Source organism: Brevibacillus sp. NL20B1 (genome assembly GCF_018195675.1).
Classification (GTDB): domain Bacteria; phylum Bacillota; class Bacilli; order Brevibacillales; family Brevibacillaceae; genus Brevibacillus; species Brevibacillus aydinogluensis.
Genome location: NZ_JAGTPT010000011.1, coordinates 98,386 through 122,239, shown reverse-complemented (window position 1 = coordinate 122,239; position 23,854 = coordinate 98,386). Strand labels below are relative to the sequence as shown.

The following is a 23,854-nucleotide window of genomic DNA, read 5'->3' as shown; positions in this document are numbered from 1 at the left end:
ATGATGAGGCCAGTACTTTGCATAAGCCAGGCCCAGAGAGTCGGTGGCGGGTGAAAACCGATCCGGCGTGCAAGGGAATCCACCTCGGAGTGGCAAAGCTTCAAACTTTGCCCGGTAACCGTCCCGTTACGACGGATGAGAGCGGGCAAATGCGGATGGAAACGGACAAACGCATTTGCCAACAAGGGTGGCAACGCGGGTATACAGCACTCGTCCCTTACAGAGGGGACGAGTGTTTTTTACTGTCCCGCTGGAACGCGCTTTCGCCATTCACATCTGAACAACTACTCTTTCCAGAATAAGGAATCATAGAGATTAGGAGGGAATTACATGCTTGACGTGAAAGTTTTGCGCAGCAATTTGGAAGAGGTAAAACGCCGGTTGGCACATCGCAACGAAGACATTTCCGCGCTCGACCAGTTCGCCGAGACGGATGAAAAGCGGCGCCAGGTTATTCAAGAAGCGGAATCGTTGAAAAATAAGCGAAACACGGTCTCCGAACAAGTGGCGATCATGAAGCGCAACAAAGAAAACGCCGACCACCTGATCGCCGAAATGAAACAGGTGAACGAGCGCATCAAGGCGCTGGACGAAGAACTGCGCCAGCTGGACGAACAATTGGAGCAGATTTTGCTGAGCCTGCCCAATCTGCCGCACGAGAGCGTGCCGATCGGTACGTCGGAAGAAGACAACGTAGTGGCCTGGACCTGGGGCGAACCGCGCAATTTTACGTTTGAGCCAAAGCCGCACTGGGAGCTGGCTGCCAATCTGGGCATCCTCGACTTTGAAGCGGCGGCCAAGGTAACAGGCAGCCGGTTTGTCTTTTACAAGGGGCTGGGAGCGCGTCTGGAGCGGGCGCTGATGAACTTCATGCTGGATCTGCATACCAGCGAACACGGATACGAAGAAATTTTGCCGCCGTACATCGTCAATCGCACCAGCATGACCGGCACCGGTCAGCTTCCCAAATTTGAGGAGGATGCCTTCAAACTGGATGGACCGGATTACTTCCTGATCCCGACAGCGGAGGTGCCGGTGACCAACATTCACCGCGACGAGATTCTCGATGCAGCCGACCTGCCGATCTATTACGCCGCGTACAGCGCTTGTTTCCGTTCCGAAGCCGGATCGGCCGGCCGCGATACGCGCGGACTGATTCGCCAGCACCAGTTTAACAAGGTGGAGATGGTGAAGTTCGTCAAACCGGAAGACTCTTACGACGAACTGGAAAAGCTGGTGAAAAACGCGGAAAAAGTGCTGCAGCTCCTCGGCCTGCCGTACCGCGTGATGAACATGTGCACCGGCGACCTCGGGTTTACCGCCGCGAAAAAGTACGACCTGGAGGTATGGCTCCCCAGCTACAATACGTATCGGGAAATCTCCTCGTGTTCCAACTTTGAGGACTTCCAGGCGCGTCGGGCCAACATCCGGTTCCGCCGCGACGCGAAGAGCAAGCCGGAGTTCGTCCATACACTCAACGGCTCCGGTCTGGCAATCGGCCGCACCGTGGCCGCCCTGCTGGAAAACTACCAGCAGGAAGACGGCTCCATTGTCATTCCGGAGGTACTGCGTCCGTACATGGGCGGAATGGAAAAGATCGTGCCGAAGGAAAGCCGCTGACGACGTACAGCATACAGACAGTCAGCATAGAAAAAACCGGCTCTCACGTCCATTTGGATGGGGAGCCGGTTTTTTTATGTAACAAAAACAGCGGAATTTTTTGAAAATGGTGTTGCGTTGTACGAACCACTGTTATATAATAACGGCAAGAAAGTTGATTATTGTATTAATACAGGAGTGGAGGGAACGGAAATGAACTGCTTTCGGTGTGAAGGAAACGGCGAACAGAATTGTCCGCACTGCGGCGGAGCGGGCTATGACGAGCACGGGGTGGAGTGCCATCATTGCCACGGTGACGGCTGTGTAAGCTGCAGCCACTGCAGCGGCAGCGGGTATCTGGATTAAGGCCATTTTTTTGGCAGTACTGTACTATAATAGATTGATTAAATTTTCTTCTGTATCATAATAACGTTTTGGTTCAGGAGAGGAGGAACCTGTTTTGACTACGCTGCACACCAACCATTACCCAGCCGAAGTGACGATCACCGGCGCGCTGTCGCCGCAGTATGAGGAGATTCTCACTCCCGACGCAATCCGATTCTTGATCAAACTGGAGCGGGCCTTTGGCGAGAGGCGGCGGGATCTGTTGAAACAGCGGATCAAACGGCAGGAGGAGATTGACTGCGGGAAGCTGCCCGATTTTTTGCCTGAGACCGCCCACATTCGCAAGGCTGATTGGACGGTGGCTCCCCTGCCGCCCGACCTGCAGGACCGCCGGGTGGAGATTACCGGTCCGGCCGGCGACCGCAAAATGGTGATCAACGCGCTCAACTCGGGAGCCCGGATGTTTATGGCCGACTTTGAAGACGCCAACTCGCCGACGTGGACCAACACGATCCAGGGACAAATCAACATGCGCGATGCGGTGAGGCGCACCATTACCTACACCAGCCCGGAAGGCAAGCAGTACGCGCTGAAGGAAAAAACGGCTGTGCTGATCGTCCGTCCGCGCGGCTGGCATCTGGAAGAAAAACACGTGTTGTTGGATGGGCAGCCGCTCTCCGGCAGTCTGTTTGACTTCGGATTGTATTTCTTCCACAACGCCCATGTCTTGCTGGAAAAAGGCTCGGGCCCGTACTTTTACCTGCCCAAACTGGAGAACCACCTGGAAGCCCGTCTCTGGAACGACGTCTTCCTGTTTGCCCAGGACGAATTGGGGATTCCGCGAGGCACGATCAAGGCGACAGTGTTGGTCGAAACGATTCTGGCCGCGTTTGAGATGGATGAAATCCTGTACGAGCTGCGGGAGCACAGCGCCGGACTCAACTGCGGCCGCTGGGACTACATTTTCAGCTACATCAAAAAACTGCGCAACCAGCCCGATGTCATCCTCCCCGACCGCGCATTGGTGACGATGACGGTGCCGTTCATGCGGGCGTATACCACGCTTGCGGTCAAGACGTGTCACAGGCGGCAGGCGCCCTGCATCGGGGGAATGGCAGCGCAAATCCCGGTCAAAAACGATCCGGTCAAAAACGAAGAGGCGCTGGCCAAGGTGCGGGCCGACAAGGAGCGGGAAGCCTACGACGGCCATGACGGCACCTGGGTGGCCCACCCCGGATTGGTGCCGGTGGCGATGGAAGTGTTTGACCGCTTGATGCCGGAAGCCAATCAGATCTGGTACAAGCGGGAGGATGTGCAGGTCACGGCTGCCGACCTGCTGGCGGTGCCTGAGGGGCCGATTACGGAAGAAGGTGTGCGCACCAACATCAGCGTCGGCATCCAGTACATCGAAGCCTGGCTGCGCGGCCACGGCGCGGTGCCGATCAACAACCTGATGGAAGACGCGGCCACGGCGGAAATTTCCCGCGCCCAGGTCTGGCAGTGGATTCGCCACCGCCGGGGCGTGCTGCCGGACGGGCGGAAGATTACCGCCGGACTGGTCAAACAGTGGGTGAGTGAGGAACTGCAAGCCTTGAAACAAGCCATCGGCCAGGAACGGTACGAGAACGGCAAGTTCCAGCTGGCGGGCGAATTGTTTCTGCGGCTGGTGACAGCAGACGAATTCGAAGAGTTCTTGACCATCCCGGGCTATGGCTATCTTGAATAAAAAGGAGTGGAAGAGGATGAACAAGCAAGAGGCAATCAGACAGGTGGAGGAAAGCTGGAAGGCGGAGCGTTGGAAGGGGATTGTCCGCCCGTATACGGCAGAGGACGTCGTCCGGCTGCGCGGTTCGGTGCAGATTGAACATACGTTGGCACGGATGGGGGCAGAGCGGCTGTGGCATTTGCTCAACACGGAACACCACATCAAGGCGCTGGGTGCCCTCACCGGAAACCAGGCAATTCAGCAGGTGAAAGCCGGCTTGAAAGCCATCTACCTGAGCGGCTGGCAGGTAGCGGCTGACGCCAACCTGGCCGGGCAGATGTACCCCGATCAGAGCTTGTATCCGGCCAACAGCGTTCCTCACGTGGTTAAGCGGATCAATCAGGCGTTCCAGCGCGCCGACCAGATCCAGCAGGCGGAAGGGACAGGTGACATCTACTGGTTTGCGCCGATCGTGGCTGATGCGGAAGCTGGTTTTGGCGGACCGCTCAACGTGTTTGAACTGATGAAAAGCATGATCGAAGCGGGAGCCGCCGGCGTTCACTTCGAAGACCAGCTAGCTTCGGAGAAAAAGTGCGGCCACATGGGCGGAAAAGTGCTGATTCCCACGCAGTTGGCCATTCGCAATCTGATCGCAGCCCGCTTTGCCGCCGATGTGATGGGCGTACCGACCGTGATCATCGCTCGTACGGATGCCAACGGAGCCTTTTTGATCACCAGCGACATCGACGACCGCGACAAGCCGTTCCTCACCGGCGAGCGCACACCCGAAGGATTCTTCCGCATGCGCGGCGGGCTGGATGCGGCTATCGCGCGCGGCCTCAGCTACGCGCCGTACGCCGATTTGATCTGGTGCGAAACCTCGGAGCCCAATCTGGAGGAAGCGCGCCGGTTTGCTGAAGCCATTCACGCACAATTCCCGGGGAAATTGCTGGCGTACAACTGCTCCCCGTCGTTCAACTGGAAACGGAAGCTGGATGAAGCTGCGATCGCCCGTTTTCAGGATGAGCTGGGCGAGATGGGGTACAAGTTTCAATTCGTCACCCTGGCTGGCTTCCACTCGCTCAACCACAGCATGTTTGAGCTGGCCCGAGGCTACCGCGAGCGCGGCATGGCCGCCTACTCCGAGCTGCAGCAGGCGGAGTTTGCGAGCGAGCCATACGGATATACCGCGACCCGCCACCAGCGCGAGGTCGGCACCGGCTACTTTGACGAAGTGGCCCAGGTGATCGCCGGCGGCACCTCGTCGACCACGGCCTTGAAAGGCTCCACGGAGGAAGAACAGTTTACCCATAGCTGATGAAACGTCAGGACCAGGGCATCATCCCTGGTCCTCCCAATTGCAAAAAATCGACTTCCCTCATATAATTAATTAGAGTAGGTGCAATACGTCCTCGTAGCTCAGCTGGATAGAGCAGCAGTTTCCTAAACTGCGTGTCGGAGGTTCGAGTCCTCTCGGGGACGCCATTCCATGAAAAACCTTGGGAATCCAAGGTTTTTTTCTTTTTATGTGGAGAGTAAGACAGGAAATTGGTTCTTAGGCGTGGCACTGAGTATTATTCGCACTCTGAACTGTATGGAAAATATATGAAACGATCGGGAATAACAGCCCCATCCACGAATTAATTGAAAGGATCTACACCAATCCATTGTAAATAAATGGGAATAATACTTATTTAATAATTCACACAATTTTAACATCGAGCGGATTCATTTCCCCTCATTATGGGATACAATGTCAATGACAATGACGACCGTGAGAAGAAAGGGGTATACTCATTGAATTTGGTATTAACCGAAAGACAATGTCGAGTATGTCGGGTTCGTCTGACTGAGTATGAAATTGAAAACAACAACGAGCTATGCATGGATTGTTATAAAGAAAAACGTGAAGATGCTGAAACGAAAGCGAACCTGGGCAAAAAGCCGTCTCTCTGATGGGAGACGGCTCAGCATGTAGACAAAGTCCGTGGCGCATGGGTGATCGGGCCCGCTCGCTCTCTTGACGCCCAGCAAAGAAGTGGATGATGTCCGCTCCAAAACGCGACGCGGGCAGGGGGCAAACATCTGGGTGTTTCGACGAAGTGAGACTTGTGCCCCCTGTTTATCCCCGCGTCTTTCGTTTTTCCGCTGAGCAGGTCGTCAAAGGAGCTCGCTTGGCCCATCCCTCCATGCGATGTACGTTGTCTTCAGCTTCGGTTGATGAATGTGCAGGCCTTCCGGCCTGGGAATTATGAAAATCGTTTTCTTGTGGACGCTTACTAAATAAACAGTTTGTCTTCAATCTGAGCCGTCTCTCTGATGGGAGACGGCTTTTTCATGGGTGCAACCCCTGTATGGGCGTATTTGTGCTTGAGACAGGCGGCAATCAGCCCTTTGCTGGCAGGCCGCTTTACGGAACAGGTGTCGAGGGATTGTGCGGAACCAGCTGATCCAGGCTCTTGAATTCGTACCCCCGTTTGCGCGCCTCGTCGATGATTGCACCCAGCGCTTCTGCGTTGTCGCGGGAGACGGCGTGCAGCAGGATGACGGCACCCGGGTGAAGCTGTGAGATGACGCTGTCGTACGCGTACCGCCAGCCTCTTTGCACCTTGGTGTCCCAGTCTTTGTAGGCAATCGACCAGAAGATGCTGGTATAGCCCAGCTGCTTGCAGGCCGCAAGGGAGCGGTCACTGAAAATTCCCCTTGGCGGACGCAAAAAGCGCATCTCTTTTTGACCAGTGATCCGGGCTACTTCCGTCTGTACCTTCTCCAGCTCTTCCCGGATGCGTTCGTTGGAAAGTTTCGTCATGTCGGGGTGGCTCCAGGAGTGGTTTCCGATCAGATGCCCTTCGGCTGCCATCCGTTTGATGAGGTCGGGCTGGTCTTTTACGTAATGTCCGGTCACGAAAAAGATGGCCGGCACCTTTTTGGCCTTGAGCGTGTCCAATATTTGCGCGGTGTAGCCGTTTTCGTACCCGTTGTCAAAGGTCAGATACAGTTCTTTTTTGGTCGTATCTCCCAAAAAGATAGCCCCGTGCTTCTCCACAACGGATTTGAATCCTTCCTGGTCAATGGAAGGAAGTTTGCCGTCCCTGCTCTTTTTAAAGCCAAAGTGGTACGCCGTATCGGGATGGGCAGCCGCATGCCCCAACACGATGGTTACGAGCAGCAAGACAGCGGACAAAATGGTAAGGCGCTTCATGGTAACCTGCCCTCCTTTGTGACAATAGGCTTCCCTTTACCTAGCGATATTGTCCCATCAACGTTGGCAAGTTATGTGCCTGCCGCGACCAGGCACTTTTGGAAAAAATAGGTTGGCGACCCACACAAAGCGGCCTTTCCCTGCCACATGGAGCGGGAAGGCCGTATGTGCTCAGGCCTCCTCCCAGGGGACGGGACGGGGGGCCGGAATGGGATATTGTTCGGAGCGATCGGGCATTTCGGCTCGGGTCTTGTCTATGGAACCGACCGGAATCCTGTCTTCCACTTCAAAAATGGCCATGGCTCTCTCTTTTTGATCGGGCATGCAGCACTCACCTCCGTATGTTTCCATTCACTAGGATGGTTGCGGGCCAGATTTTGATGCAAGGAAAAAAGAGCGATATACTGAATGGAGAATGGGGTGATTTCCATGAAGCAGTCTTCTCTGTGCCCGAAGTTTGAAAAAGCCATGCATCTGCTGAGCAAACGCTGGACAGGGCTGATCCTGCACCAGCTTCTTTTGGGACCGCAGCGTTTTTGTTCAATTGAAGAGGCGCTTCCGATCAGCGGCAGGCTTTTGTCGGAACGGCTGAAGGATCTGGAGAAGGAAGGACTGGTGCATCGGGAAGTCTATACGGATTCCGCTCCGGTGAGGGTGGAATATTCGCTTACGGATAAAGGACGCGCACTGGAACCGATCATCAAAGGCATCGAGAAATGGGCACAAGAGTGGATCGAACTGGATCAGAAAACAGTCAACTGAACGGACTTACGAACAAAGCGCCGGACATTGTGTACGGCGCTGATTTGCTTGGAAAGGACCGCATCGTTCAATGCGAGGCCGTTCCCTGCAAGGGACTGTTTCGGACGTGCTTCGGCTGCGCCGCGCATCTCAAGCCGGACGCGGGCCCCTGCCGTGGAGGCGGGCGACGAACTGGCGGTGCAGGCGTTCGCTGATGATGCGGCGGCGAATCTGAGCGAGCCGCTTTTCCGCCAGCTGCCGGGTTACGCCAAACTCCTGGGCCAGCAAGCAGGCCGGATGAGTCTGGCAGTCGGTCAGTCTCAACCTGGATACCATGAAAAACGGCAGGGCCGCGTAAAGTTGAAACTGCGAAGCCTGGGCCTCCTGCAGGTCGCGGAACGATTTTCTCATCTCCAGCTGTTTCCCGGTATGTCCGCGCAATATATGCCCCAGCTCATGAAAAAACTGCTCACGCTGGATTGGCCGGGGCAGGGCGGAATTGATCGTGATGCAGCGATAGCCGCCGGCTTCGTACCGCATCGATGGACAAGGACGGTACACAAGCTCAATGCCGAGGGCTTCGGCGACCGTTTCCTCGCGCAAATCTCCCGCATGTCGCATCCCCAGTCTGGCATAAAAAGCGCCCACCCATTTTTCCAGTTCCGTTTGTTTGTAATCGCGGAGCATGTGCATTCCTCCTTTGCAAGAAACAGAACATATGTTCGGTATTGTGCGAAAAGAAAACGCCGTGCACGGGACAGTGTTTGGTAAGACACGTCCTGCCCCTGCCGGTCATGGTTTGTCCGACTGTCGGGCTTTCCACCGCAAATAGTCGATGTGCTTTTTCACTTCTTCAATCTCGGATGGGCTCAATCCCTCCAAGTCAAAGAACGAAATATGCTCCTCCGGATTTTTCCGGGTTCCCCATGAGGGCGTCGGGTCATTCGTCTTGCCGAGAAGGAAATCGGCGGAGACGTTGAACACATCGGCAACTTTCGAGAGCAGATGGTTGTCCACACTCTTTTTCTCACCCGACTCAATCCGTGAGAGCACCGTGTTGTGAATTTGCAGTTTTTCGGCCAATTGGATTTGGGACCACCGCTTTTGTTCCCGGAGCCATTTGATCCGTTGACCGACTGTTGACATCATTCGTCACAACCTTTCCGCTATGGCAATAATTATTCTAACAATTTTCCATAACGGAAAACACAATTTTTGTTAATTTAACAAAGAACGTGTTGACTTTGTGAAAATTGAAACGGTATTATAATGGTTAAAGATTTGCTAATTTGGCAAATAAAGGGGGATGCTGATTGAACAAAGTCAATCTGGGATTCATCGCAAGGCGACGGCTCGAAACGGGAATCACGTTGCAGGACATGGCGGAATCACTGGGCTTCAAGAACGCGTCTACCTATCTGAAATACGAAAAGGGCGAGTACGACTTCAAGGCGAATCACCTGCCGGTGTTGGCCAGAAAGCTGAAATGCGAACTGCGCGACTTGTTTCAGTGCTTGATTTTGCTGATATGACAAATACAGAGACAAACAGATCACAGAGCGATATGGCAAGAGATCGGTCAGGGGGGAAAGAGGTGGAAGTCCGGGAAGCCAACATGCGGCAGTTGGAAATCTGGAAAAGGACACTGGCATACGAGCTAGCGATGATGGAGCCCCAAAGCGTTTCTGCCTGTCAGGATTTCCTTCGTCGCTTGGAGTCGTTTGAGCGGGAACTGCAAAGGGAGAGCGACGCGGCACTGACCGCCCCGATTGCCGGGCAGGTGCCGTGAGAAAAAGCGGTTTCCCCAAACGGACGAGCCCACGGGGGAAACCGCTTCGTTGTGCTGTCTGGCGTTACCGCAGGACCGATGCGGCCATCCGCACATAGGTATGCCGTTTTCCGCGCACGGCGATGGAGTAGTGCATGATGTTTTCCGGGATAGCGATGCCATTGTAACCGGCGTCGCCGATGTGATACAGATCGGCCCCGGCCATTTTGCTGTTCAGCGCGATCTGGCGAATGGTCGCCTCGTCTGCCCCTTCCTGACTGGTGCCGGTGGCCAATAGGGCCAATGCGCCGTGGCGGTGGGCCAGATCGACCATGGATTTGGCCGCATCAAGCGTGATGCCGGGAATTGTGCCGGGCGAGGGGAGCAGGATGATGTCCGCCCCTGCTTCGATAAACTGGACAATCGTCTGCTCTTCTATCAAATTGCCACCGGCTTCATCTGCTACGCCAGCGCCGTGCATTTTCCCGGCCATGATCAAGGCGTCTTTGCCCATGACTTCACGGGCGGTGCGGATCGCCTGCCTGATTTCCCGGTTGGTCACTCCGGTCTTGGGGTTGCCGGTCAGGCAGAGGAAGTCAAAACCGAGCCGTTTTGCCTCGACAAAGGTTTCCGCCGAGGCCAGCCGCCCTGGGGGCAGGGGGAGCAGTTGTTCTGCCGCTCTGGCCTGTGGGTCGACTGGTTCCAGGTTGAGGCCGACGGGCCGTCCGATGAGCCGTTTCAACTCATGTACCGTCTCATCGGGCGCAGCGGTCAGTCCTTCCACGTGCGGCTGAAACACGTCAAAGAGATTGAGCAGGATCATGTCGGCACCAAAAGCGGCGGCCAATTCTGCATTGGTAACACTGGGGTAGAGTGGGGAGACGGAGGAGATCACTTCGGCTACCAGCACTCGCCCTTCAGAGGCCTTGATTGCCCGCTTTACATCCTGCCCGGTCATCCGTGAGAAATCGGAAGCTGTGCAGTCCAACAATCGTTTCATCGTCTTCCTCCCAGTAACAAATATTGTGCCGTTATAAAGCAGTCCACCCGGCACGTCAGGGCGCTGCCGGGTGGAATCGTGCCGTCAGGCGAGCGGTGACGACAGGTTTACATCTTTTTGATCTCGTCCTTCAGCGCTTCCGACTGGGGACCGAAGACGATCTGCACGCTGCCCTGCCCCAGTTTCATCACGCCGGCCGCCCCGAGACTGCGCAGGCCTTTTTCATCGACGACCTTGTCATCCTTTAAGACCAGCCGCAGGCGGGTAATGCAGGCGTCCACGCTGACGATGTTGTCCTTGCCGCCAATGAGGGCCAGCACTTTTTGTGCCTTTTCGTGCATCGCATCGCTGCCGGACGCGTGGGATGCCGTCTCCTCTTCGTCGTCTTCGCGGCCCGGTGTCTTCAGATTCAGCTTGACGATCAGGAAGCGGAAGAGGAAGTAGTACACCGCGGCAAAGGCCAGGCCGACCGGAATGATCAACAGCGCGTTGGTCGACAGGTGGAAGTTGACCAGGTAATCGATGAGGCCCGCGGAGAAGCCAAAGCCGTGTTTGATGCCCAAGGCGTACACAACAAAGCCGGAAATGCCCGTCAGGACAGCGTGAATCACATAGAGGACGGGAGCCACAAACATGAACGCAAACTCAATCGGCTCCGTAATCCCTGTCAGGAAGGAAGCAAGGGCTGAGCTAAGGAAGATGGCGGCGACGGTTTTCCGCTTTTCCGGTTTTGCCGTGTGGATAATGGCAAAAGCACCTGCCGGCAGGGCAAACATCATGATCGGGAAGAAGCCGGTCATAAACATGCCGGCCGATTTGTCACCGGCAAAGAAGCGCCACAGGTCGCCGTGAACCACATTTCCGGCGGGATCGGTAAAACTGCCGATTTGGAACCAGGCGATGGAGTTGAGCACGTGGTGCAGGCCAAACGGGATGAGTAGACGGTTGAAGAAGCCAAAGATGGCCGCGCCGATGCCGCCCAGCCCGACAACCCAGTTCCCGAAGGCGTCCAGTACGGATTGGATCGGCCCCCAGATGCAGCCGATGATGATCCCGATGACCACCATGAACAGCGAGGTCACGATCGGCACAAACCGCTTGCCGCTGAAGAAACCGAGCCAATCCGGCATCTTGATGTCGCGGTACTTGTTGTAGCAGTAAGCGGCGACGCCGCCGGCGAGAAATCCGCCGAGAACGCCCATGTTCAGTTCCACCTTGTCATCGATGAAGGGCATGGCGGCAGGCACTTTGGCCAGTACTCCCACCAGCACCTGGTAGGCCAGGACCGCCGCCAGGGCGGCAATCGCGTCACCTGCAAAACCGATGGCGACACCCACCGCAAAAATCAAGGCCAGGTTGCCGAGAATCGCAGTACCGCCGGCATTGAGGAAGGGAGCGACGTACGTGTTCAGAAAACCACCCACTGCGGAGCCGAGCGGGATGTTCTTCTCGTAGTCGAGAAGACCGATGGACACCAGCAGCGCCGCGGCAGGCAGTACGGCTACAGGGAGCATGAGCGCTTTCCCGAGCCTTTGCATGAAAGCAAGCATGGATAAAACCTCCTTGGATGAAAGTGATATTCAGAAAGCCGCTCTCCGGAGTACGTTCAATTAGGAGCGATAATTAGGACACGGCCGGAGAGTGACTCATCTGACGAAGGGAGAATCGCGGTTTGTAAGCGTTTGCAATTCGAAGCTGGCGAAACCTGTGATGCGGTTCTGCCTTCCCGCTGACGGGATGCCTCTGTTGCCGTGACAGAGTGCAATATGGGTTCAGCGTGACGGTCGAGCGGGACTGGGCGGAACAATTTACCAACAGGGGGCGGGCGTGCAGCCCGCCATTCCCCGTGATGCTTACCTGAAACTACATTATGCGGTGCCTCACTTTACTACAACGTTCATCACCGGTTCCTGACCGGCATGCACGTTGGGCGGAGCAATCACCTGTTTCTCGGCGACCACATCGCCGTTGGTGATGACAACAGGCGTCACTGTTGCGCATCCTGCCTGCCGGATTGTATCCAGTTGAAACTCGATCAGCTTGTCGCCGGCTTTTACCTGATCGCCGACAGACACGAACGGCGTAAATCCTTCTCCGTTCAACTTCACTGTATCAATGCCAATGTGGAGGAGAATTTCCAGACCGTTGTCGCTGGTCAGGGCAATCGCATGATGGGTGGGGAACAAATGGGTCACTTTCCCGTCTACGGGGGAGACGAGCACCCCTTCAGTCGGGTCGATTGCTACGCCGTCACCGACAACCTGCTGTGCGAAGACCGGGTCAGGCACTTCGCTCAACGGCACCATCACGCCCGTCAAGGGGGCCAGGATCGTCACTTCTTGCTGCTTTTTTTTGCGGGAAAACAAACTGCGTAACATAAGCTCCTCCTTTTGCGTCTGCTGTATGAAATAAGGTGTATGAAAAAAGGCATGAACGGGGAAACAATGCGGCATCGTTTGCCATGTCCGCATGCTCTCACCGCTCATGCCTAGTCGAACTAGTAACACGCAGGTAAGGTATTCTGTTCATTCGTATGGTTGCTGGGTCAGCCGAAATACATGCATCGCCATGTAACCGATCTCATCGTCGGGCACGTTCATGTCCAGCCGCTTCGAGATGTGCCGGGCCAATTTTTCGGCCACGGCGTAGGCCTCTGGAGCGGTCTCTTTCAACCGGTCCAACAGCGGATTGTAAATCGATTTCTGCTGCCGGATGCGCTCGCAGGCAAACCGCAGATGTGTGATGAGGCGGACGTAATCAATCGAGTTGCGATCGATGGATCTGCCCGTCTGCTCCTCGATGATGCCGACCAGCTCGGCGATGATGTTGGTAAATTGAACGGTTTTGCTCACCGGCATGGAGCTGACGGCCGAATGGATGTGCAGGGCCAGAAAGCCGATCTCGCTCTCCGGTATCTCTTGGGAAAACGCCGTTTTGATCATCTCGGCCGCTCGTTTGGCCAACGCGTATTCCTTGCTGTACAAGGTCTGGATCTCAAACAGGAACGGGTTGACGATATCCATGCCGTTGCGCAGGCGGTAGATGGCAAACTGGATGTGGTCCGGCAGGGCGACATGGACGTGTTCGTTTACGTGCGGCGTGATTTCCTTGGCAATCAGGGCGATGATTTCTTCGGCGATCCCCACTACGGCCGGGTCGATCTGGCTGAGCAGGGTTTGATACTGCTGCTGGTGGCTCTCATTTTCCAAGCGGAAGCGTTTTTCGACACGTGCATCGTGGGGAAGGATGGTGTTCCCAGGTTTGGTGCCGAAGCCGATGCCTTTTCCGAACAGCACAATCTCCTGGCCGGAGTCGGGTTCTTCGACGAGGACCACGTTGTGGTTGAGGACGCGTGTGATCGTATACGGTTTTTCACGAGACACCCGTTACCACCCACCTTTACCAACAAAAAAGAGCTGAAAAAACCTTTTTTGGGTGAAAAAAAGATCTTCTCAGCTCATGCCTGCATTACCAGTAACACGCTTATGTGAAAACGCTTCATTGTCAATTTCATGATAACGCACTGGCTTTCCGTTGTCAATCATGCAGGGAAAAGACGCGGGCGAAGCGAAATCGTTCCTGCCGTCCAAAAAAACGGCAAGGTTGGGGCAGCGTTCTGCAACAGATGTTTCTTATCTGGTAAACTTGTCTGCAATGGAGGAAGCGCAGTACGCGTATGGTTTGATTTCCGCCCGGAAGTGGTTTGATTTTGCCAGGCTTAGCAAAGACTGGATAAACTTGCGGGTGGGACCGTTCTTGCCGATGTCGAAATGCAGGCTGATGGGGATGTCGATATTGCGTTCACGCAGATAGTGGCGCAGTTCGGAAGCCAACCCCACAGCGTAAATCGCCTCCTGGAAAATGCGCTGCTGCAGCGAAGCATAATGTCGTTCCTGAAACGTGTGGTAAAAAAAATTGCCGCCGCGACCGTGACGGATCAGCGTGATGACGATGGCAAAGGACGTGCTGCGGTTCCGCAGTTTCGAGTCGGCGCCGACAATGATTTCGCACGTCCCGGCTGTCGAGGATACGGTTTGCTCGATGTTGGAAAAAACGGCTGCCTTGTCCAGTAGGCCGATTGTTGGACTGTAAAATCGGTCGAACAGGACGGGGCTAACAGGGGTTACTCCCACTCACATCCCCCCTCACAGAGGTTGTATACATACGTGCGCTTACACTGTTAATGTATGTAAACACGAAGAGAGTATGTGAATGGAAGAGACAAATCCTCGCGCGGAATGCTGCGTGCTTACCGAAACTGCCGAGTGAGACGGTCGAGGCGGCGGACTGAATGGGCGATTACAGGGCAGGCGGCTCCATGCTCATATTGCTCCACTCTTCGCGAGCGGGTCCGTATGTGCCCGGCACACGCAGACCAGCTTGGCGCATGAGGACGGTCATTTGCCCGCGGTGATGGACCATGTGCAGGATCAGCATTTGCAGCGTATAGCCGTTGGACCATTGCTCGCCGTACATCTCGCGCACTTCCTGCAGGGTGGCGTCACTCCATTGGGATCGGATGGCTTCGACAAAGGAAGCGCTGGTGTTGCGCCACGCTTCGGCAATGTCGCGCGCGGAGGACGGCACGGGTTGGTGCTCACCGACCGCTTCAAACTGCAGGCCGGTGCGGGACATCATTTCGTGCACGGTGCACACGATGTGCCAAGCAATCCTGCCCAGCGTACGATCATCGGCGGAGACGCGCTGCTGCAGTGAATCGTCGGTACAGGCGTCGAGAATGCGCTGGGTCATCTGTGCCTCGTCTTCCCATACCTTTAGAAAAGTGGAAATGCTTGAAAACATGAAAAACCCTCCCTCCAATAGTACTAGGAACATGTGTTCCCTTCAGTTCCCATTATACGCCAGGTTGGCTGATTTTATCCAGCCCTATTCTATAAAAATGAAAAACTATGAAGGAGGTTTGCGAACCATGATGAATCAGTACCTGCCCCAGGTGGCAGAATACCGGAAAGCATCCTACGAGGTGGACCCGGTATTTCTCAATCGCTGGTCGCCCCGTTCGTTCAAGTCAGACCCGATTCCCGACGAGGTTTTGTTCAGCCTGTTCGAAGCGGCGCGCTGGGCACCGTCGGCCAACAACGAACAGCCCTGGCGGTTTATCCTGGCCCGCAGCAAAGAGGAGAGGGAGCGCTTTTACCCGTTCATCGCCGACGGCAACCGCGTCTGGTGCGAAAAAGCGCCGGTGCTGGCGCTGATTTTGTCCAAAACGGTCAATGCCAAAGGAGTGAACAACCGGGCGCATGCGTTTGATGCCGGTGCGGCATGGGGATACCTGGCTCTGGAAGCAGCACGGCGCGGCCTGATTGCCCACGCAATGGGCGGTTTTGATCCGGACAAGGCACGCGAGGTGCTGAAAGTGCCGGACGAATACGAGCTGCACGCGGTCATCGCGATTGGCTACCAAGGGGAAAAGGACGCGCTGCCCGAGCAATTGCAGGAGCGGGAAAAACCGTCGGGGCGTCGGGAACTGTCTGAGACTGTGTTTAAAGGAGTATTTGGACGCACGTGATGGAGATGCAGGAACACGAGACATACATGCGAGCCGCGATGGAAGAAGCGAAAAAGGCAGCGGCCATCGGCGAGGTGCCGATCGGGGCGGTCATCGTTCGCGACGGGGAAATCGTCGGCCGCGGCTACAATCTGCGGGAAACGAAAAAAGATCCCACCCTGCACGCGGAAATGATTGCCATTCGGGAGGCAAGCGCCCGGCTCGGCGGTTGGCGGCTGATCGGCTGCACGCTGTACGTGACGCTGGAGCCGTGTCCGATGTGTGCAGGAGCGATTGTGCAGAGCCGCATCGAGCAGGTGGTGTACGGGGCCCGTGATCCGAAGGCAGGATGCGCGGGCACCTTGATGAACTTGCTGGATGAGTCGCGATTCAACCACCAGGTGCCGGTCGTGGAAGGGGTGCTGGCGGAGGAATGCGGCCAGATGCTGAAAGACTTTTTTCGCGGTCTGCGGATGAAAAAACAGCCCGGTCAGGATTAAACCGGGCTGTTCTTCTGGATATGGCTGCGAAGCTGTTCCAATTCTTCCTCGCTCAATTCCCGGTATTCCCCGGGGGAAAGCGTCGTGTCGAGATGGAGCGGCCCCATGCGGACGCGCTGCAGGTAGACCACCTGCAGGCCAAATGCGGCAAACATGCGCTTCACCTGATGAAATTTTCCTTCCATGATCGTGACCCGGACTTCCGAGACGTCGCCGGAAGAGAGTATCTCCAGCTTGGCCGGCAGGGTCGTAAAATCTTCCAGCTCGACGCCCCGGGCGAACGCCTCCACGTGCTGGTCGGTGACGCGGCCCTGGATGCGGGCGAAGTACTCCTTTTCCACCTTTTTCTTTGGCGACAGGAGATTGTGGGAGAGCTGTCCGTCGTTGGTCAGGAGCAGCAGTCCTTCCGTGTCGATGTCCAGCCGGCCGACCGGGTGTACCTTGTGGGCCCATTCGTACGGCAGGAGATCCACCACCGTCATGTGCAGGTTGTCTTCCGTGGCAGAGACGACGCCGGGCGGCTTGTTCAACATGATGTACAGCCAGCGTTTGTAGTTGAGCGGTTCCCCCTCGACCGTGATCTCCTGCGTTTCCGGTATCACGTGCATGCCGGGGTCAGTGGCGACGGAGCCGTCTACTTCCACCAGCCCTTGCTTTACCAGTTGTTTCACTTCCTTGCGCGTCCCCAAGCCCATGTTGGCGAGGACCTTGTCCAAACGCTCTCGCTTCAATTGAATTCCCCGTTTCTGCTCGTTTTCGCTGTGCTGTTACTATATTGGCCCAACGCTGACGGCAAATCAAGGGGTGGTAGAGATTTACTCTTGCGCATTGGGCAATCTTTTGCTATAGTTAATTTTGCTTCTAGCATACAGTGGAGAGATACCCAAGTGGTCATAAGGGGACGCACTCGAAATGCGTTAGGCGTCGTGAGGCGTGCGTGGGTTCGAATCCCACTCTCTCCGCCATACAAATCGTACGCAAAGCACAGGTTGGCAGCCAGCCTGTGCTTTTTGATTTACTTGGCAGTGGAAGGTTTGTGGGCATCCGTTTTGATGACAAATGCATATTCCTGTGTGCGGTCTTCCCATTTGCATACCAGGCGATAACCTCGGATGGTCCCGCCCGGTTGATAATCTTGACTGTTAGAACTTAAGAGGGCAAAGACGTTTTCATTCAGAGTAAATGTTGCTTCATTTTCATTATCATTAAAATTAAGCGTTACTGGCTGTTGCTGCGCTGGTTGACGATTATATTTAAAATTGCCATCTGTAAGAAGAATGCCCTCCCTTACTTCAAATGATTTTGGTTTTGGATGAAGCGAAATATGTACGGTCTCACCAAGCTTGACGTATGGAATCGTTATCGCGGGATCATTCATGATCGCTCGGAACAGTGACGCATCTTCAAAATCTGCTGGATCTTCCAATGTTCTTGACTTTAATGTCGAGCTGATATCATCGTTTCCGACTTTCAATGTGATCTCTGGAACAACATGTGATTGCTTGCTGTTCATCATGATGACAAGCAGGGAACAAACCAAGATGAACGCCATCAGTGTAAACCAATGAGCTTTTTTCATGTTGATTCTTCCACCTCTTTTCCAACATGATTACATCACCAAATATGTAATAATTATACAACAGGTCATTTGTTCGTTGCCGAGAACGAAGCGGCGGGAGTGAATTGCTCACTCCCGCCTTGTGTTATGGTATTCGTCTACCCGATCAGCGATCCGATGACCGGATAGCGAAACGGTCTGTCCTGCAGCGCGTAAACGATCCCCTTGATCGGATAGTAGAGGATCATAAAGCCGAATACCAGCACGAACGGAATGCCGATCACGAAAAACGACAGAAAGAGGGAAATGGAGAAAAGAATGCTCATGATGACATGAAACAGCAATGCCTGCAAGGCGATGTTTTTTACATGCCGGTCTTGAATCAGCAGCCAGACAACCAGCGGCACCAGGATTGGCGCGAAGAACAAACTGGCATGGGTGATCGCCTTGACTCCCTTTTGATCCATTCTGCTACCTCCCTGTATTGAGAAGCGTTATGACTGCCCCCATAATTATTGTACCTCATATTACCAAACCCTCCAACCGACGCAAGCGCGATCGGCACGTCCGACCGCAGACGGAGGACAGCGCAGGACGGCTACACATGCTCGGTACAGGTGTTCACAAAACCTCCACCGGCGATGTGATTGCAATCACAGTGAACAAAATCACAGCGCCTTATACTAAAGGCGACACGAACCATCACGGTATCATCAAGGAGGAGCGAACATGCTGAGTCAACATACGATAGACATCATCAAGTCGACCGTTCCCGTCCTGAAGGAGCATGGCCGGACGATTACGACACGTTTTTACCAGTTGATGTTTACCAACCATCCGGAACTGCTGAACATTTTCAACCACGCCAACCAAAAACAGGGGCGGCAGCAGACCGCGCTGGCCAACTCCGTCTATGCGGCGGCGGCCAACATTGAGAATTTGGAAGCCATCCTGCCGGTCGTCAAGCAAATTGCGCACAAACACCGCAGTTTGGGCATCAAGCCGGAACACTACCCGATCGTCGGGAAAAACCTGCTCGCGGCGATCAAGGACGTGCTCGGCGACGCAGCGACTGACGAGATCATCAACGCATGGGCGGAAGCGTACGGCGTTATTGCCGACGTGTTCATCAATTTGGAGGAGGAATTGTACCGGGAAGCGGAACAGTTGCCCGGCGGCTGGCGGGATTTCCGCAACTTTGTCGTGGACCGAAAAGTAAAAGAGAGCGACGTGATTACCTCCTTCTACCTGAAACCGCAGGACGGCGGCCTTATTCCGCCATTCCAGCCAGGGCAGTACATCAGTGTGAAGTTGGATATCCCGGGTGAAACCTACACGCACATCCGTCAGTACAGCCTGTCGGACAGCCCGGGCAAGGATTACTACCGGATCAGCGTCAAACGGGAAGATGCCGTAGATGGCAAACCGGCGGGGATCGTCTCCACCTACCTGCACGACCACATTAAGGAGGGAGACGTGCTGCCGATCAGCGCGCCCGCAGGCGACTTCGTCCTGGATACGTCAAAAGAGACGCCGGTCGTCCTGTTGAGCGGAGGCGTTGGTCTCACGCCGATGATCAGCATGCTGAATACGCTGGTAGAGCGGCAGCCGCAGCGACGGGTTCACTTTATCCACGCTGCACGCAACAGCCGGGTGCACGCGATGAAGGAGCACGTGGCCGCGCTGGCCGATAAGCACGAAGCGCTGACTTTCCATGCAGCATATTCGGAACCGACCGAAGAAGACCGGGCTGAGCGCCGTTTTGACAAGGAAGGATTCATCGACCTGCCGTGGTTGCAGTCGATTCTGCCCGACAACAATGCCGATTTCTACTTCTGTGGACCGGTGCCGTTCATGAAAAACGTTTACCAGGCGCTGAAAGACTGGGGCGTGCCGGAAGAACGCATCCATTTTGAATTCTTCGGGCCAAAGGGCAGTCTGAGCGAGTAATCGAATATGATCGCCAAAATCCTCCGTACTTTACGGAGGATTTTTTGCTGTGTGTGGCGGCATGAAAGCATAGGGAGGAAACTTTTCTGCAAAAACCCCTGAAAGAGGTTTAGGCGCTGCTTCCCCGTGGTAGGTAAAGAATGTCATAGATATGGGCGTTGTTCCCAGTCGGTTGGAGATTCACAGCGTGCACGAAGCAGGAGGGAGCTTGTGCCCGTCCACCTCGGGAAAGAAGCAAGGGGGAGGCCCGTGTTTACCAAGGTAAGAGACCGCTTATTTGCAGCACTGCTGTGCTTGTGCCTGATCCCGATACTCGTCGTCAGCTTTGTCAATTACGACGCGGCAAGAACGGTGGTGTACGAACAGTACGCCACCAGCATTCGCGAGCGTTTGCGCCACACGGACGAGCAGTTTTCGCTGTATGCCCAGCTCTTGCTGGACAGCGTCCAACGGCTGGCCAACGAACCAGCCGTGCGCAGCACGGAGGGACAGTTGGCGCTTTTGCCGCGCAGCGCACAAACGGCTGCGGCGGAGAAGCTGTTCCGGGACTTTCAACGCAGAAATCCCTCTGTCCGCAATGTTCATCTGCTCGCCGTCGATGGTGGACGTCTCTCCCTGTTTACCGACGAGCAATGGATGGACGGAAATGTCCGCAGTCTGTCATGGTACCGCGACACACTGGAGGCGTGGCACATCGCTCCCCGGCTGCTGCTTGGAGCGGAAGCGGGGGCCGATCCGTCGTGGCTGTACGCGGTGCAGGCGGTAACGAACGAGCAGGGGCGGCCGTTCGCCGTGCTTGTGGCAGAATGGAAGCCCGATTTATTGGAAAGGTGGCTGAAAACAGACACCGAGCGGCACGACTGTACGCTTTTGGTGTTTACCTCCGACGGGCACCCGCTGATTCAGGTTGAACCGGAGTCCTCGGGTGCGCGGCTGCTGGTGGAGTCTTATGCAGATGTAAGAGAGGTGCACAATGCGGGCCTAACGGAGGAAGTGCGGTATGACAGCCGGCTGAACGGGATGGTGCATCTCTTTCGATACGTCTCCCCGCATACGGGAAACACCTACGTGGAACTGCTGCCGGCCGAAGTGATTGACCGTCATCTCGGCCGTCTGGAGCTGATTTTGCTGATCGTCACGTTATTGGTGGTGCTGTTTGCCGCTATGGAGACCCGGCTGGTCGCCCGGTGGATGGACCGGCCGATTTCCACCCTTGTCGAAGCGACGGAGGCTTTGCAGAAAGGGGATTTTTCCATTCGCGTGCCGGTGGACGGGATGGAAGAGATGGCGCGCTTGGGAAACAAATTTAATCAGATGGCCGAGCAGTTGGACACTCTGATCCGAAGGGAACGGGAGTACATGCAGAAGGGGATGGACCAGATTGTCCGCAGCTTTTACCTGGCTGTGGAGATGAAAGATCCGTACACGGCCGGCCACAGCGAGCGGGTTACCCGGTACGCGCTGCTTATCTACGATTATTTGGATGATGCGAAAAAGCAAACCATATCCCGGAACGATCTGCGTTATGCCGGGCTGATGCACGATATCGGCAAGGTGGCCATTCCCGACCGGGTGCTGTTGAAGGAAGGCAAGCTGAATGACGAGGAGTACGAACTGATCAAGCTGCACACCACCATTGGAGCCGACATCGTGGAGAGGATCGAGAGCCTGTCCCACGTCAGTCCCGGTGTCCGTCATCATCACGAGCGCTGGGACGGATACGGGTATCCGGACGGACTGAAAGGGGAGGATATCCCCCTGCTGGGGCGTATTTTGGCCGTCGCCGACACCTTTGACGCCATGACTTCAACGCGTTCCTACCGCAAGGCGATGACAGCAGAAGAAGCGTATGCGGAAATTGTCCGCTGCTCTGGCACTCAATTCGATCCGGAGATTGTCCGGGCGTTTTGCCGGGCGTATCAGGCGATTGCCGCCAGCATGATTTCATCCGACGCCGGGCATGAAGTGCAGAAAGCGGCAGCCCACGTCACGTGAGGGGACGCTTTCCTGTTATGGATGGCTTTTTGCCTTGCGATCATTCCGGTTCTTTGGTATGCTAAATGTGCCGTGCTAGACGGGGAGGTTGCGGTGCCCTGTAACCTGCAATCCGCAATAGCAGGGTCGAATTCCTATCAGAGGTCTTCTCATGTAAGGCTGCCATATGGGCGGCGGTGTTGAGGATCGGGTCCTGTGCAACGCGAACCCATGAACCTGGTCAGGTCCGGAAGGAAGCAGCCATAAGTGGATCATCGCGTGTGCCGCAGGGGAGCCTGGTCTGAGCTGCCCCCATATGTAACGCTTGGATGGGGAGTATCGAAGATAGGTGCACGGTCTTCTCGAAGAACATCAAGTGGCCTGTTCATGAGGAACAGGCCATTTTTTGTTGATTTCTGACGATCTCTAGCGAAACATTTCCTTCCAGAATCATTCTGTACAGGCAGGGCATTCCTGATAGGGTGACGAATGTGTAGGAATGTGCAGAATGCGATGATTGCCTGTAAAAACGTCAAGGGTCAGGGGGGGACAAGCTGTGAGTGCATCATTCTCGTTACATCTCGCCGGTTCGTCCAAACGATTGACGAAATTTTTGCAATACTTCCCGACGGCCGTATTTCTGGTGACGCAAACGGGATGTATCGTGGAAGTGAATGAACAGCTTCTTCGCGTTACCGGATACCAACGCGGAGAACTCGTGAACCAGCCGTTTCACGTCCTGCTGCCGTACCGGGGCACGATCGAACAACTGTATCAGGATCTGCTGCGCCGGGAAGCGGAGACAGATATGCCCGCAGAAGTGGAATGGCGTGACAGGCAGGGCAGAAGCGGTAAAACACCGGCGATGATTTTGGGGCAGCAGACAGAGGAGGAGCTGCTGTATCTGGTTCACCTGTATCAGTTGACCAAAGAGACGGATTACGGGCTGTCACAGCGGCTTGTGGAAAAACTGACTACCGATACCAGCCTGGGATTGTTCGTGCTCAACAAGCAGGGACAGATCGTCGAAGCCAGCCACGCGGCCTGTAAGCTCCTCGGAATGGAGCGGCTGCATGTGCTCAACCGGCACGTGGACGATGTGTTTGCCGGCATACCTGAAGAGCATCGCCTGATTAAGCGGGAACTGCTCGACGGGGTGAAGCTTCACAATATCGCCACGTCCTGGACAAACGACAACCAGCGCTACGAATTAATCGTGGACGCCCACACGCTTCAGGACGAGGCCGGCAATACCGTCGGCGCGTTCGTCTTGTTCAAGGATATTACCAACCTGCGCTCGTTTGAACAAAAAATCGAGCGTAACGAGCGACTGGCGATGATCGGACAGATTGCCGCCGGCACGGCTCACGAGATCCGCAACCCGCTCACGTCGATCAAGGGCTTTTTGCAGATGTTCCTGCAATCCTTCAGCGACAACGGCATGGAGCGGGAGCGTACCTACACGGAAATCATGCTGACGGAGATCAATCGGATCAATTCGCTGGTCAGCGAATTTTTGCTGCTGAGCAAGCAGCGCGACGTCCAGTATTCCCTGGTCGATTTAAACACGGTGTTTGAGGAGATTCTCCCGATCGTGGAGTCGCAGGCACTTCTGTTCGGCATCGACGTAAAGTTCTCCTCGCGGGGACAGCTTCCGCTGGTGGTGGGGGACACGGAACTGCTCAAACAGGTCTTCATCAACATCTGCAAAAACGGCATCGAGGCCATGGGGGAGAAGGGGACGCTGCACATTTCCCATCACATCGATCCGGAAGGGGACAAGGTCAGCATCGACATCCACGATACGGGGCCGGGCATTCCGCTGTACATCATCGACAAAATTTTTGATCCATTTTTTACGACCAAGGAGGAGGGAACGGGGCTGGGTCTTTCCGTATGTCAGAAAATCATTCACGACATTGGCGGCCAAATCCGCGTTTCGTCCAAAGGATATGGCACCACTTTTCACATCTTGCTCCCGTATCTCTGACAACGGTTATCCG

Annotated in this window: 25 protein-coding genes, 2 tRNA genes, 1 other RNA gene and 1 other annotated feature (1 of these 29 cut by a window edge); of the genes, 15 read left to right on the top strand and 13 right to left on the bottom strand. The window is 55.2% G+C overall.

Annotated features, from left to right (window positions below; all coding sequences use genetic code 11):
• Window positions 1–221 (top strand) — a binding site (T-box leader) (it extends 9 nt beyond the left edge of the window).
• Window positions 222–330: 109 nt separating this feature from the next.
• The 5 genes from serS (at window position 331) to KDN35_RS09850 (ending at window position 5,134) form a co-directional block, all read left to right on the top strand.
• A complete protein-coding gene (gene serS, locus KDN35_RS09870; RefSeq protein ID WP_171567402.1) occupies window positions 331–1,620 on the top strand; it encodes a serine--tRNA ligase in 1,290 nt (429 codons plus the stop codon).
• Between the two features lie 192 nt (window positions 1,621–1,812).
• A complete protein-coding gene (locus tag KDN35_RS09865; RefSeq protein WP_171567401.1) occupies window positions 1,813–1,965 on the top strand; it encodes a hypothetical protein in 153 nt (50 codons plus the stop codon).
• A gap of 94 nt (window positions 1,966–2,059) precedes the next feature.
• Window positions 2,060–3,670, top strand: a complete 1,611-nt coding sequence (gene aceB, locus KDN35_RS09860; RefSeq protein ID WP_212132632.1) for a malate synthase A — start codon at window positions 2,060–2,062, stop codon at window positions 3,668–3,670.
• Between the two features lie 16 nt (window positions 3,671–3,686).
• Window positions 3,687–4,967 (top strand): isocitrate lyase, encoded by a 1,281-nt coding sequence (gene aceA / locus KDN35_RS09855; RefSeq protein ID WP_212132631.1) that lies wholly within the window; start codon window positions 3,687–3,689, stop codon window positions 4,965–4,967.
• Window positions 4,968–5,057: 90 nt separating this feature from the next.
• Window positions 5,058–5,134 (top strand) — tRNA-Arg (locus tag KDN35_RS09850).
• Window positions 5,135–6,059: 925 nt separating this feature from the next.
• Here KDN35_RS09850 and pdaA read toward each other — a convergent pair.
• Window positions 6,060–6,851, bottom strand: a complete 792-nt coding sequence (gene pdaA, locus KDN35_RS09845; protein ID WP_171567398.1) for a delta-lactam-biosynthetic de-N-acetylase — start codon at window positions 6,849–6,851, stop codon at window positions 6,060–6,062.
• Window positions 6,852–7,022: 171 nt separating this feature from the next.
• Window positions 7,023–7,175 carry a hypothetical protein gene (locus tag KDN35_RS09840; protein ID WP_171567397.1) on the bottom strand — a complete coding sequence of 51 codons (153 nt, stop codon included), beginning with the start codon at window positions 7,173–7,175 and terminating at the stop codon, window positions 7,023–7,025.
• Window positions 7,176–7,280: 105 nt separating this feature from the next.
• Between KDN35_RS09840 and KDN35_RS09835 the strand changes: the two genes are divergently transcribed.
• Window positions 7,281–7,613 (top strand): winged helix-turn-helix transcriptional regulator, encoded by a 333-nt coding sequence (locus tag KDN35_RS09835; RefSeq protein WP_171567396.1) that lies wholly within the window; start codon window positions 7,281–7,283, stop codon window positions 7,611–7,613.
• A gap of 129 nt (window positions 7,614–7,742) precedes the next feature.
• Here KDN35_RS09835 and KDN35_RS09830 read toward each other — a convergent pair whose 3' ends face one another.
• Together KDN35_RS09830 and KDN35_RS09825 are read right to left on the bottom strand one after the other, a co-directional pair.
• A complete protein-coding gene (locus tag KDN35_RS09830) occupies window positions 7,743–8,279 on the bottom strand; it encodes an ImmA/IrrE family metallo-endopeptidase (RefSeq protein WP_212132630.1) in 537 nt (178 codons plus the stop codon).
• A gap of 105 nt (window positions 8,280–8,384) precedes the next feature.
• Complete coding sequence (locus tag KDN35_RS09825) at window positions 8,385–8,741, bottom strand: helix-turn-helix domain-containing protein (RefSeq protein ID WP_230077596.1); 357 nt, start codon at window positions 8,739–8,741, stop codon at window positions 8,385–8,387.
• 164 nt (window positions 8,742–8,905) lie between these two features.
• On the opposite strand from KDN35_RS09825, the gene KDN35_RS09820 reads away from it, so the two are divergent.
• Entirely contained in the window at window positions 8,906–9,124 is a 219-nt protein-coding gene (locus KDN35_RS09820) for a helix-turn-helix domain-containing protein (protein WP_171567394.1), read from the top strand.
• A gap of 62 nt (window positions 9,125–9,186) precedes the next feature.
• The gene (locus KDN35_RS09815) at window positions 9,187–9,381 is read left to right on the top strand and encodes a hypothetical protein (protein WP_171567393.1); all 195 of its coding nucleotides are present in this window, start codon (window positions 9,187–9,189) and stop codon (window positions 9,379–9,381) included.
• Window positions 9,382–9,445: 64 nt separating this feature from the next.
• Here KDN35_RS09815 and KDN35_RS09810 read toward each other — a convergent pair whose 3' ends face one another.
• From KDN35_RS09810 to KDN35_RS09785, 6 genes are all read right to left on the bottom strand, one after another.
• The gene (locus KDN35_RS09810) at window positions 9,446–10,360 is read right to left on the bottom strand and encodes a DUF7916 family protein (RefSeq protein WP_171567392.1); all 915 of its coding nucleotides are present in this window, start codon (window positions 10,358–10,360) and stop codon (window positions 9,446–9,448) included.
• Between the two features lie 107 nt (window positions 10,361–10,467).
• Window positions 10,468–11,910 (bottom strand): N-acetylglucosamine-specific PTS transporter subunit IIBC, encoded by a 1,443-nt coding sequence (gene nagE, locus KDN35_RS09805; RefSeq protein ID WP_212132629.1) that lies wholly within the window; start codon window positions 11,908–11,910, stop codon window positions 10,468–10,470.
• Between the two features lie 330 nt (window positions 11,911–12,240).
• Window positions 12,241–12,738 (bottom strand): PTS sugar transporter subunit IIA, encoded by a 498-nt coding sequence (locus KDN35_RS09800; RefSeq protein WP_171567390.1) that lies wholly within the window; start codon window positions 12,736–12,738, stop codon window positions 12,241–12,243.
• Window positions 12,739–12,885: 147 nt separating this feature from the next.
• Window positions 12,886–13,743 (bottom strand): glucose PTS transporter transcription antiterminator GlcT, encoded by an 858-nt coding sequence (gene glcT / locus KDN35_RS09795; protein WP_212132628.1) that lies wholly within the window; start codon window positions 13,741–13,743, stop codon window positions 12,886–12,888.
• 249 nt (window positions 13,744–13,992) lie between these two features.
• Complete coding sequence (locus KDN35_RS09790) at window positions 13,993–14,493, bottom strand: ribonuclease H-like YkuK family protein (protein WP_171567388.1); 501 nt, start codon at window positions 14,491–14,493, stop codon at window positions 13,993–13,995.
• Between the two features lie 166 nt (window positions 14,494–14,659).
• Window positions 14,660–15,163, bottom strand: coding sequence for a DinB family protein (locus KDN35_RS09785; RefSeq protein WP_212132627.1), 504 nt, complete (start codon window positions 15,161–15,163; stop codon window positions 14,660–14,662).
• Window positions 15,164–15,293: 130 nt separating this feature from the next.
• Here KDN35_RS09785 and KDN35_RS09780 point away from each other — a divergent pair, with 130 nt between their 5' ends.
• On the top strand, window positions 15,294–15,890 hold the full coding sequence (locus tag KDN35_RS09780) for a nitroreductase family protein (protein ID WP_212132638.1): 597 nt from the start codon (window positions 15,294–15,296) through the stop codon (window positions 15,888–15,890).
• Entirely contained in the window at window positions 15,890–16,369 is a 480-nt protein-coding gene (gene tadA, locus KDN35_RS09775) for a tRNA adenosine(34) deaminase TadA (RefSeq protein ID WP_212132637.1), read from the top strand. Before KDN35_RS09780 ends, tadA begins: the two co-directional genes overlap by 1 nt.
• Here tadA and KDN35_RS09770 read toward each other — a convergent pair.
• Window positions 16,366–17,100 carry a pseudouridine synthase gene (locus tag KDN35_RS09770; RefSeq protein ID WP_212132626.1) on the bottom strand — a complete coding sequence of 245 codons (735 nt, stop codon included), beginning with the start codon at window positions 17,098–17,100 and terminating at the stop codon, window positions 16,366–16,368. The genes tadA and KDN35_RS09770 overlap by 4 nt on opposite strands.
• Window positions 17,101–17,242: 142 nt before the next feature.
• Here KDN35_RS09770 and KDN35_RS09765 point away from each other — a divergent pair.
• Window positions 17,243–17,334: transfer RNA gene (locus tag KDN35_RS09765), tRNA-Ser, on the top strand.
• A 50-nt stretch (window positions 17,335–17,384) separates the two neighbouring features.
• Here the strand turns inward: KDN35_RS09765 and KDN35_RS09760 are convergent.
• Complete coding sequence (locus KDN35_RS09760; RefSeq protein ID WP_212132625.1) at window positions 17,385–17,948, bottom strand: hypothetical protein; 564 nt, start codon at window positions 17,946–17,948, stop codon at window positions 17,385–17,387.
• 137 nt (window positions 17,949–18,085) lie between these two features.
• Window positions 18,086–18,394, bottom strand: coding sequence for a DUF4870 domain-containing protein (locus KDN35_RS09755; protein WP_212132624.1), 309 nt, complete (start codon window positions 18,392–18,394; stop codon window positions 18,086–18,088).
• Window positions 18,395–18,656: 262 nt separating this feature from the next.
• Here KDN35_RS09755 and hmpA point away from each other — a divergent pair, with 262 nt between their 5' ends.
• From hmpA to KDN35_RS09735, 4 genes are all read left to right on the top strand, one after another.
• Entirely contained in the window at window positions 18,657–19,877 is a 1,221-nt protein-coding gene (hmpA, locus tag KDN35_RS09750; RefSeq protein ID WP_171567383.1) for an NO-inducible flavohemoprotein, read from the top strand.
• A 249-nt stretch (window positions 19,878–20,126) separates the two neighbouring features.
• Window positions 20,127–21,872 (top strand): HD-GYP domain-containing protein, encoded by a 1,746-nt coding sequence (locus tag KDN35_RS20195; protein ID WP_212132623.1) that lies wholly within the window; start codon window positions 20,127–20,129, stop codon window positions 21,870–21,872.
• 70 nt (window positions 21,873–21,942) lie between these two features.
• Window positions 21,943–22,208: signal recognition particle sRNA large type (gene ffs / locus KDN35_RS09740), an RNA gene on the top strand.
• Window positions 22,209–22,407: 199 nt separating this feature from the next.
• Window positions 22,408–23,841 carry a PAS domain-containing sensor histidine kinase gene (locus KDN35_RS09735; protein WP_171567381.1) on the top strand — a complete coding sequence of 478 codons (1,434 nt, stop codon included), beginning with the start codon at window positions 22,408–22,410 and terminating at the stop codon, window positions 23,839–23,841.
• The last annotated feature ends 13 nt before the right edge of the window (window positions 23,842–23,854 follow it).

What these genes read in the sequence shown, in the direction of transcription:
- serS (WP_171567402.1), top strand. Translation starts at nt 331, where the DNA reads ATGCTTGACGTGAAAGTTTTGCGCAGCAATTTGGAAGAGGTAAAACGC.
- KDN35_RS09865 (WP_171567401.1), top strand. Translation starts at nt 1,813, where the DNA reads ATGAACTGCTTTCGGTGTGAAGGAAACGGCGAACAGAATTGTCCGCAC.
- aceA (WP_212132631.1), top strand. Translation starts at nt 3,687, where the DNA reads ATGAACAAGCAAGAGGCAATCAGACAGGTGGAGGAAAGCTGGAAGGCG.
- pdaA (WP_171567398.1), bottom strand. Translation starts at nt 6,851, where the DNA reads ATGAAGCGCCTTACCATTTTGTCCGCTGTCTTGCTGCTCGTAACCATC.
- KDN35_RS09840 (WP_171567397.1), bottom strand. Translation starts at nt 7,175, where the DNA reads ATGCCCGATCAAAAAGAGAGAGCCATGGCCATTTTTGAAGTGGAAGAC.
- KDN35_RS09835 (WP_171567396.1), top strand. Translation starts at nt 7,281, where the DNA reads ATGAAGCAGTCTTCTCTGTGCCCGAAGTTTGAAAAAGCCATGCATCTG.
- KDN35_RS09830 (WP_212132630.1), bottom strand. Translation starts at nt 8,279, where the DNA reads ATGCTCCGCGATTACAAACAAACGGAACTGGAAAAATGGGTGGGCGCT.
- KDN35_RS09825 (WP_230077596.1), bottom strand. Translation starts at nt 8,741, where the DNA reads ATGATGTCAACAGTCGGTCAACGGATCAAATGGCTCCGGGAACAAAAG.
- KDN35_RS09810 (WP_171567392.1), bottom strand. Translation starts at nt 10,360, where the DNA reads ATGAAACGATTGTTGGACTGCACAGCTTCCGATTTCTCACGGATGACC.
- nagE (WP_212132629.1), bottom strand. Translation starts at nt 11,910, where the DNA reads ATGCTTGCTTTCATGCAAAGGCTCGGGAAAGCGCTCATGCTCCCTGTA.
- KDN35_RS09800 (WP_171567390.1), bottom strand. Translation starts at nt 12,738, where the DNA reads ATGTTACGCAGTTTGTTTTCCCGCAAAAAAAAGCAGCAAGAAGTGACG.
- KDN35_RS09785 (WP_212132627.1), bottom strand. Translation starts at nt 15,163, where the DNA reads ATGTTTTCAAGCATTTCCACTTTTCTAAAGGTATGGGAAGACGAGGCA.
- KDN35_RS09780 (WP_212132638.1), top strand. Translation starts at nt 15,294, where the DNA reads ATGAATCAGTACCTGCCCCAGGTGGCAGAATACCGGAAAGCATCCTAC.
- tadA (WP_212132637.1), top strand. Translation starts at nt 15,890, where the DNA reads ATGGAGATGCAGGAACACGAGACATACATGCGAGCCGCGATGGAAGAA.
- KDN35_RS09760 (WP_212132625.1), bottom strand. Translation starts at nt 17,948, where the DNA reads ATGAAAAAAGCTCATTGGTTTACACTGATGGCGTTCATCTTGGTTTGT.
- KDN35_RS09755 (WP_212132624.1), bottom strand. Translation starts at nt 18,394, where the DNA reads ATGGATCAAAAGGGAGTCAAGGCGATCACCCATGCCAGTTTGTTCTTC.
- hmpA (WP_171567383.1), top strand. Translation starts at nt 18,657, where the DNA reads ATGCTGAGTCAACATACGATAGACATCATCAAGTCGACCGTTCCCGTC.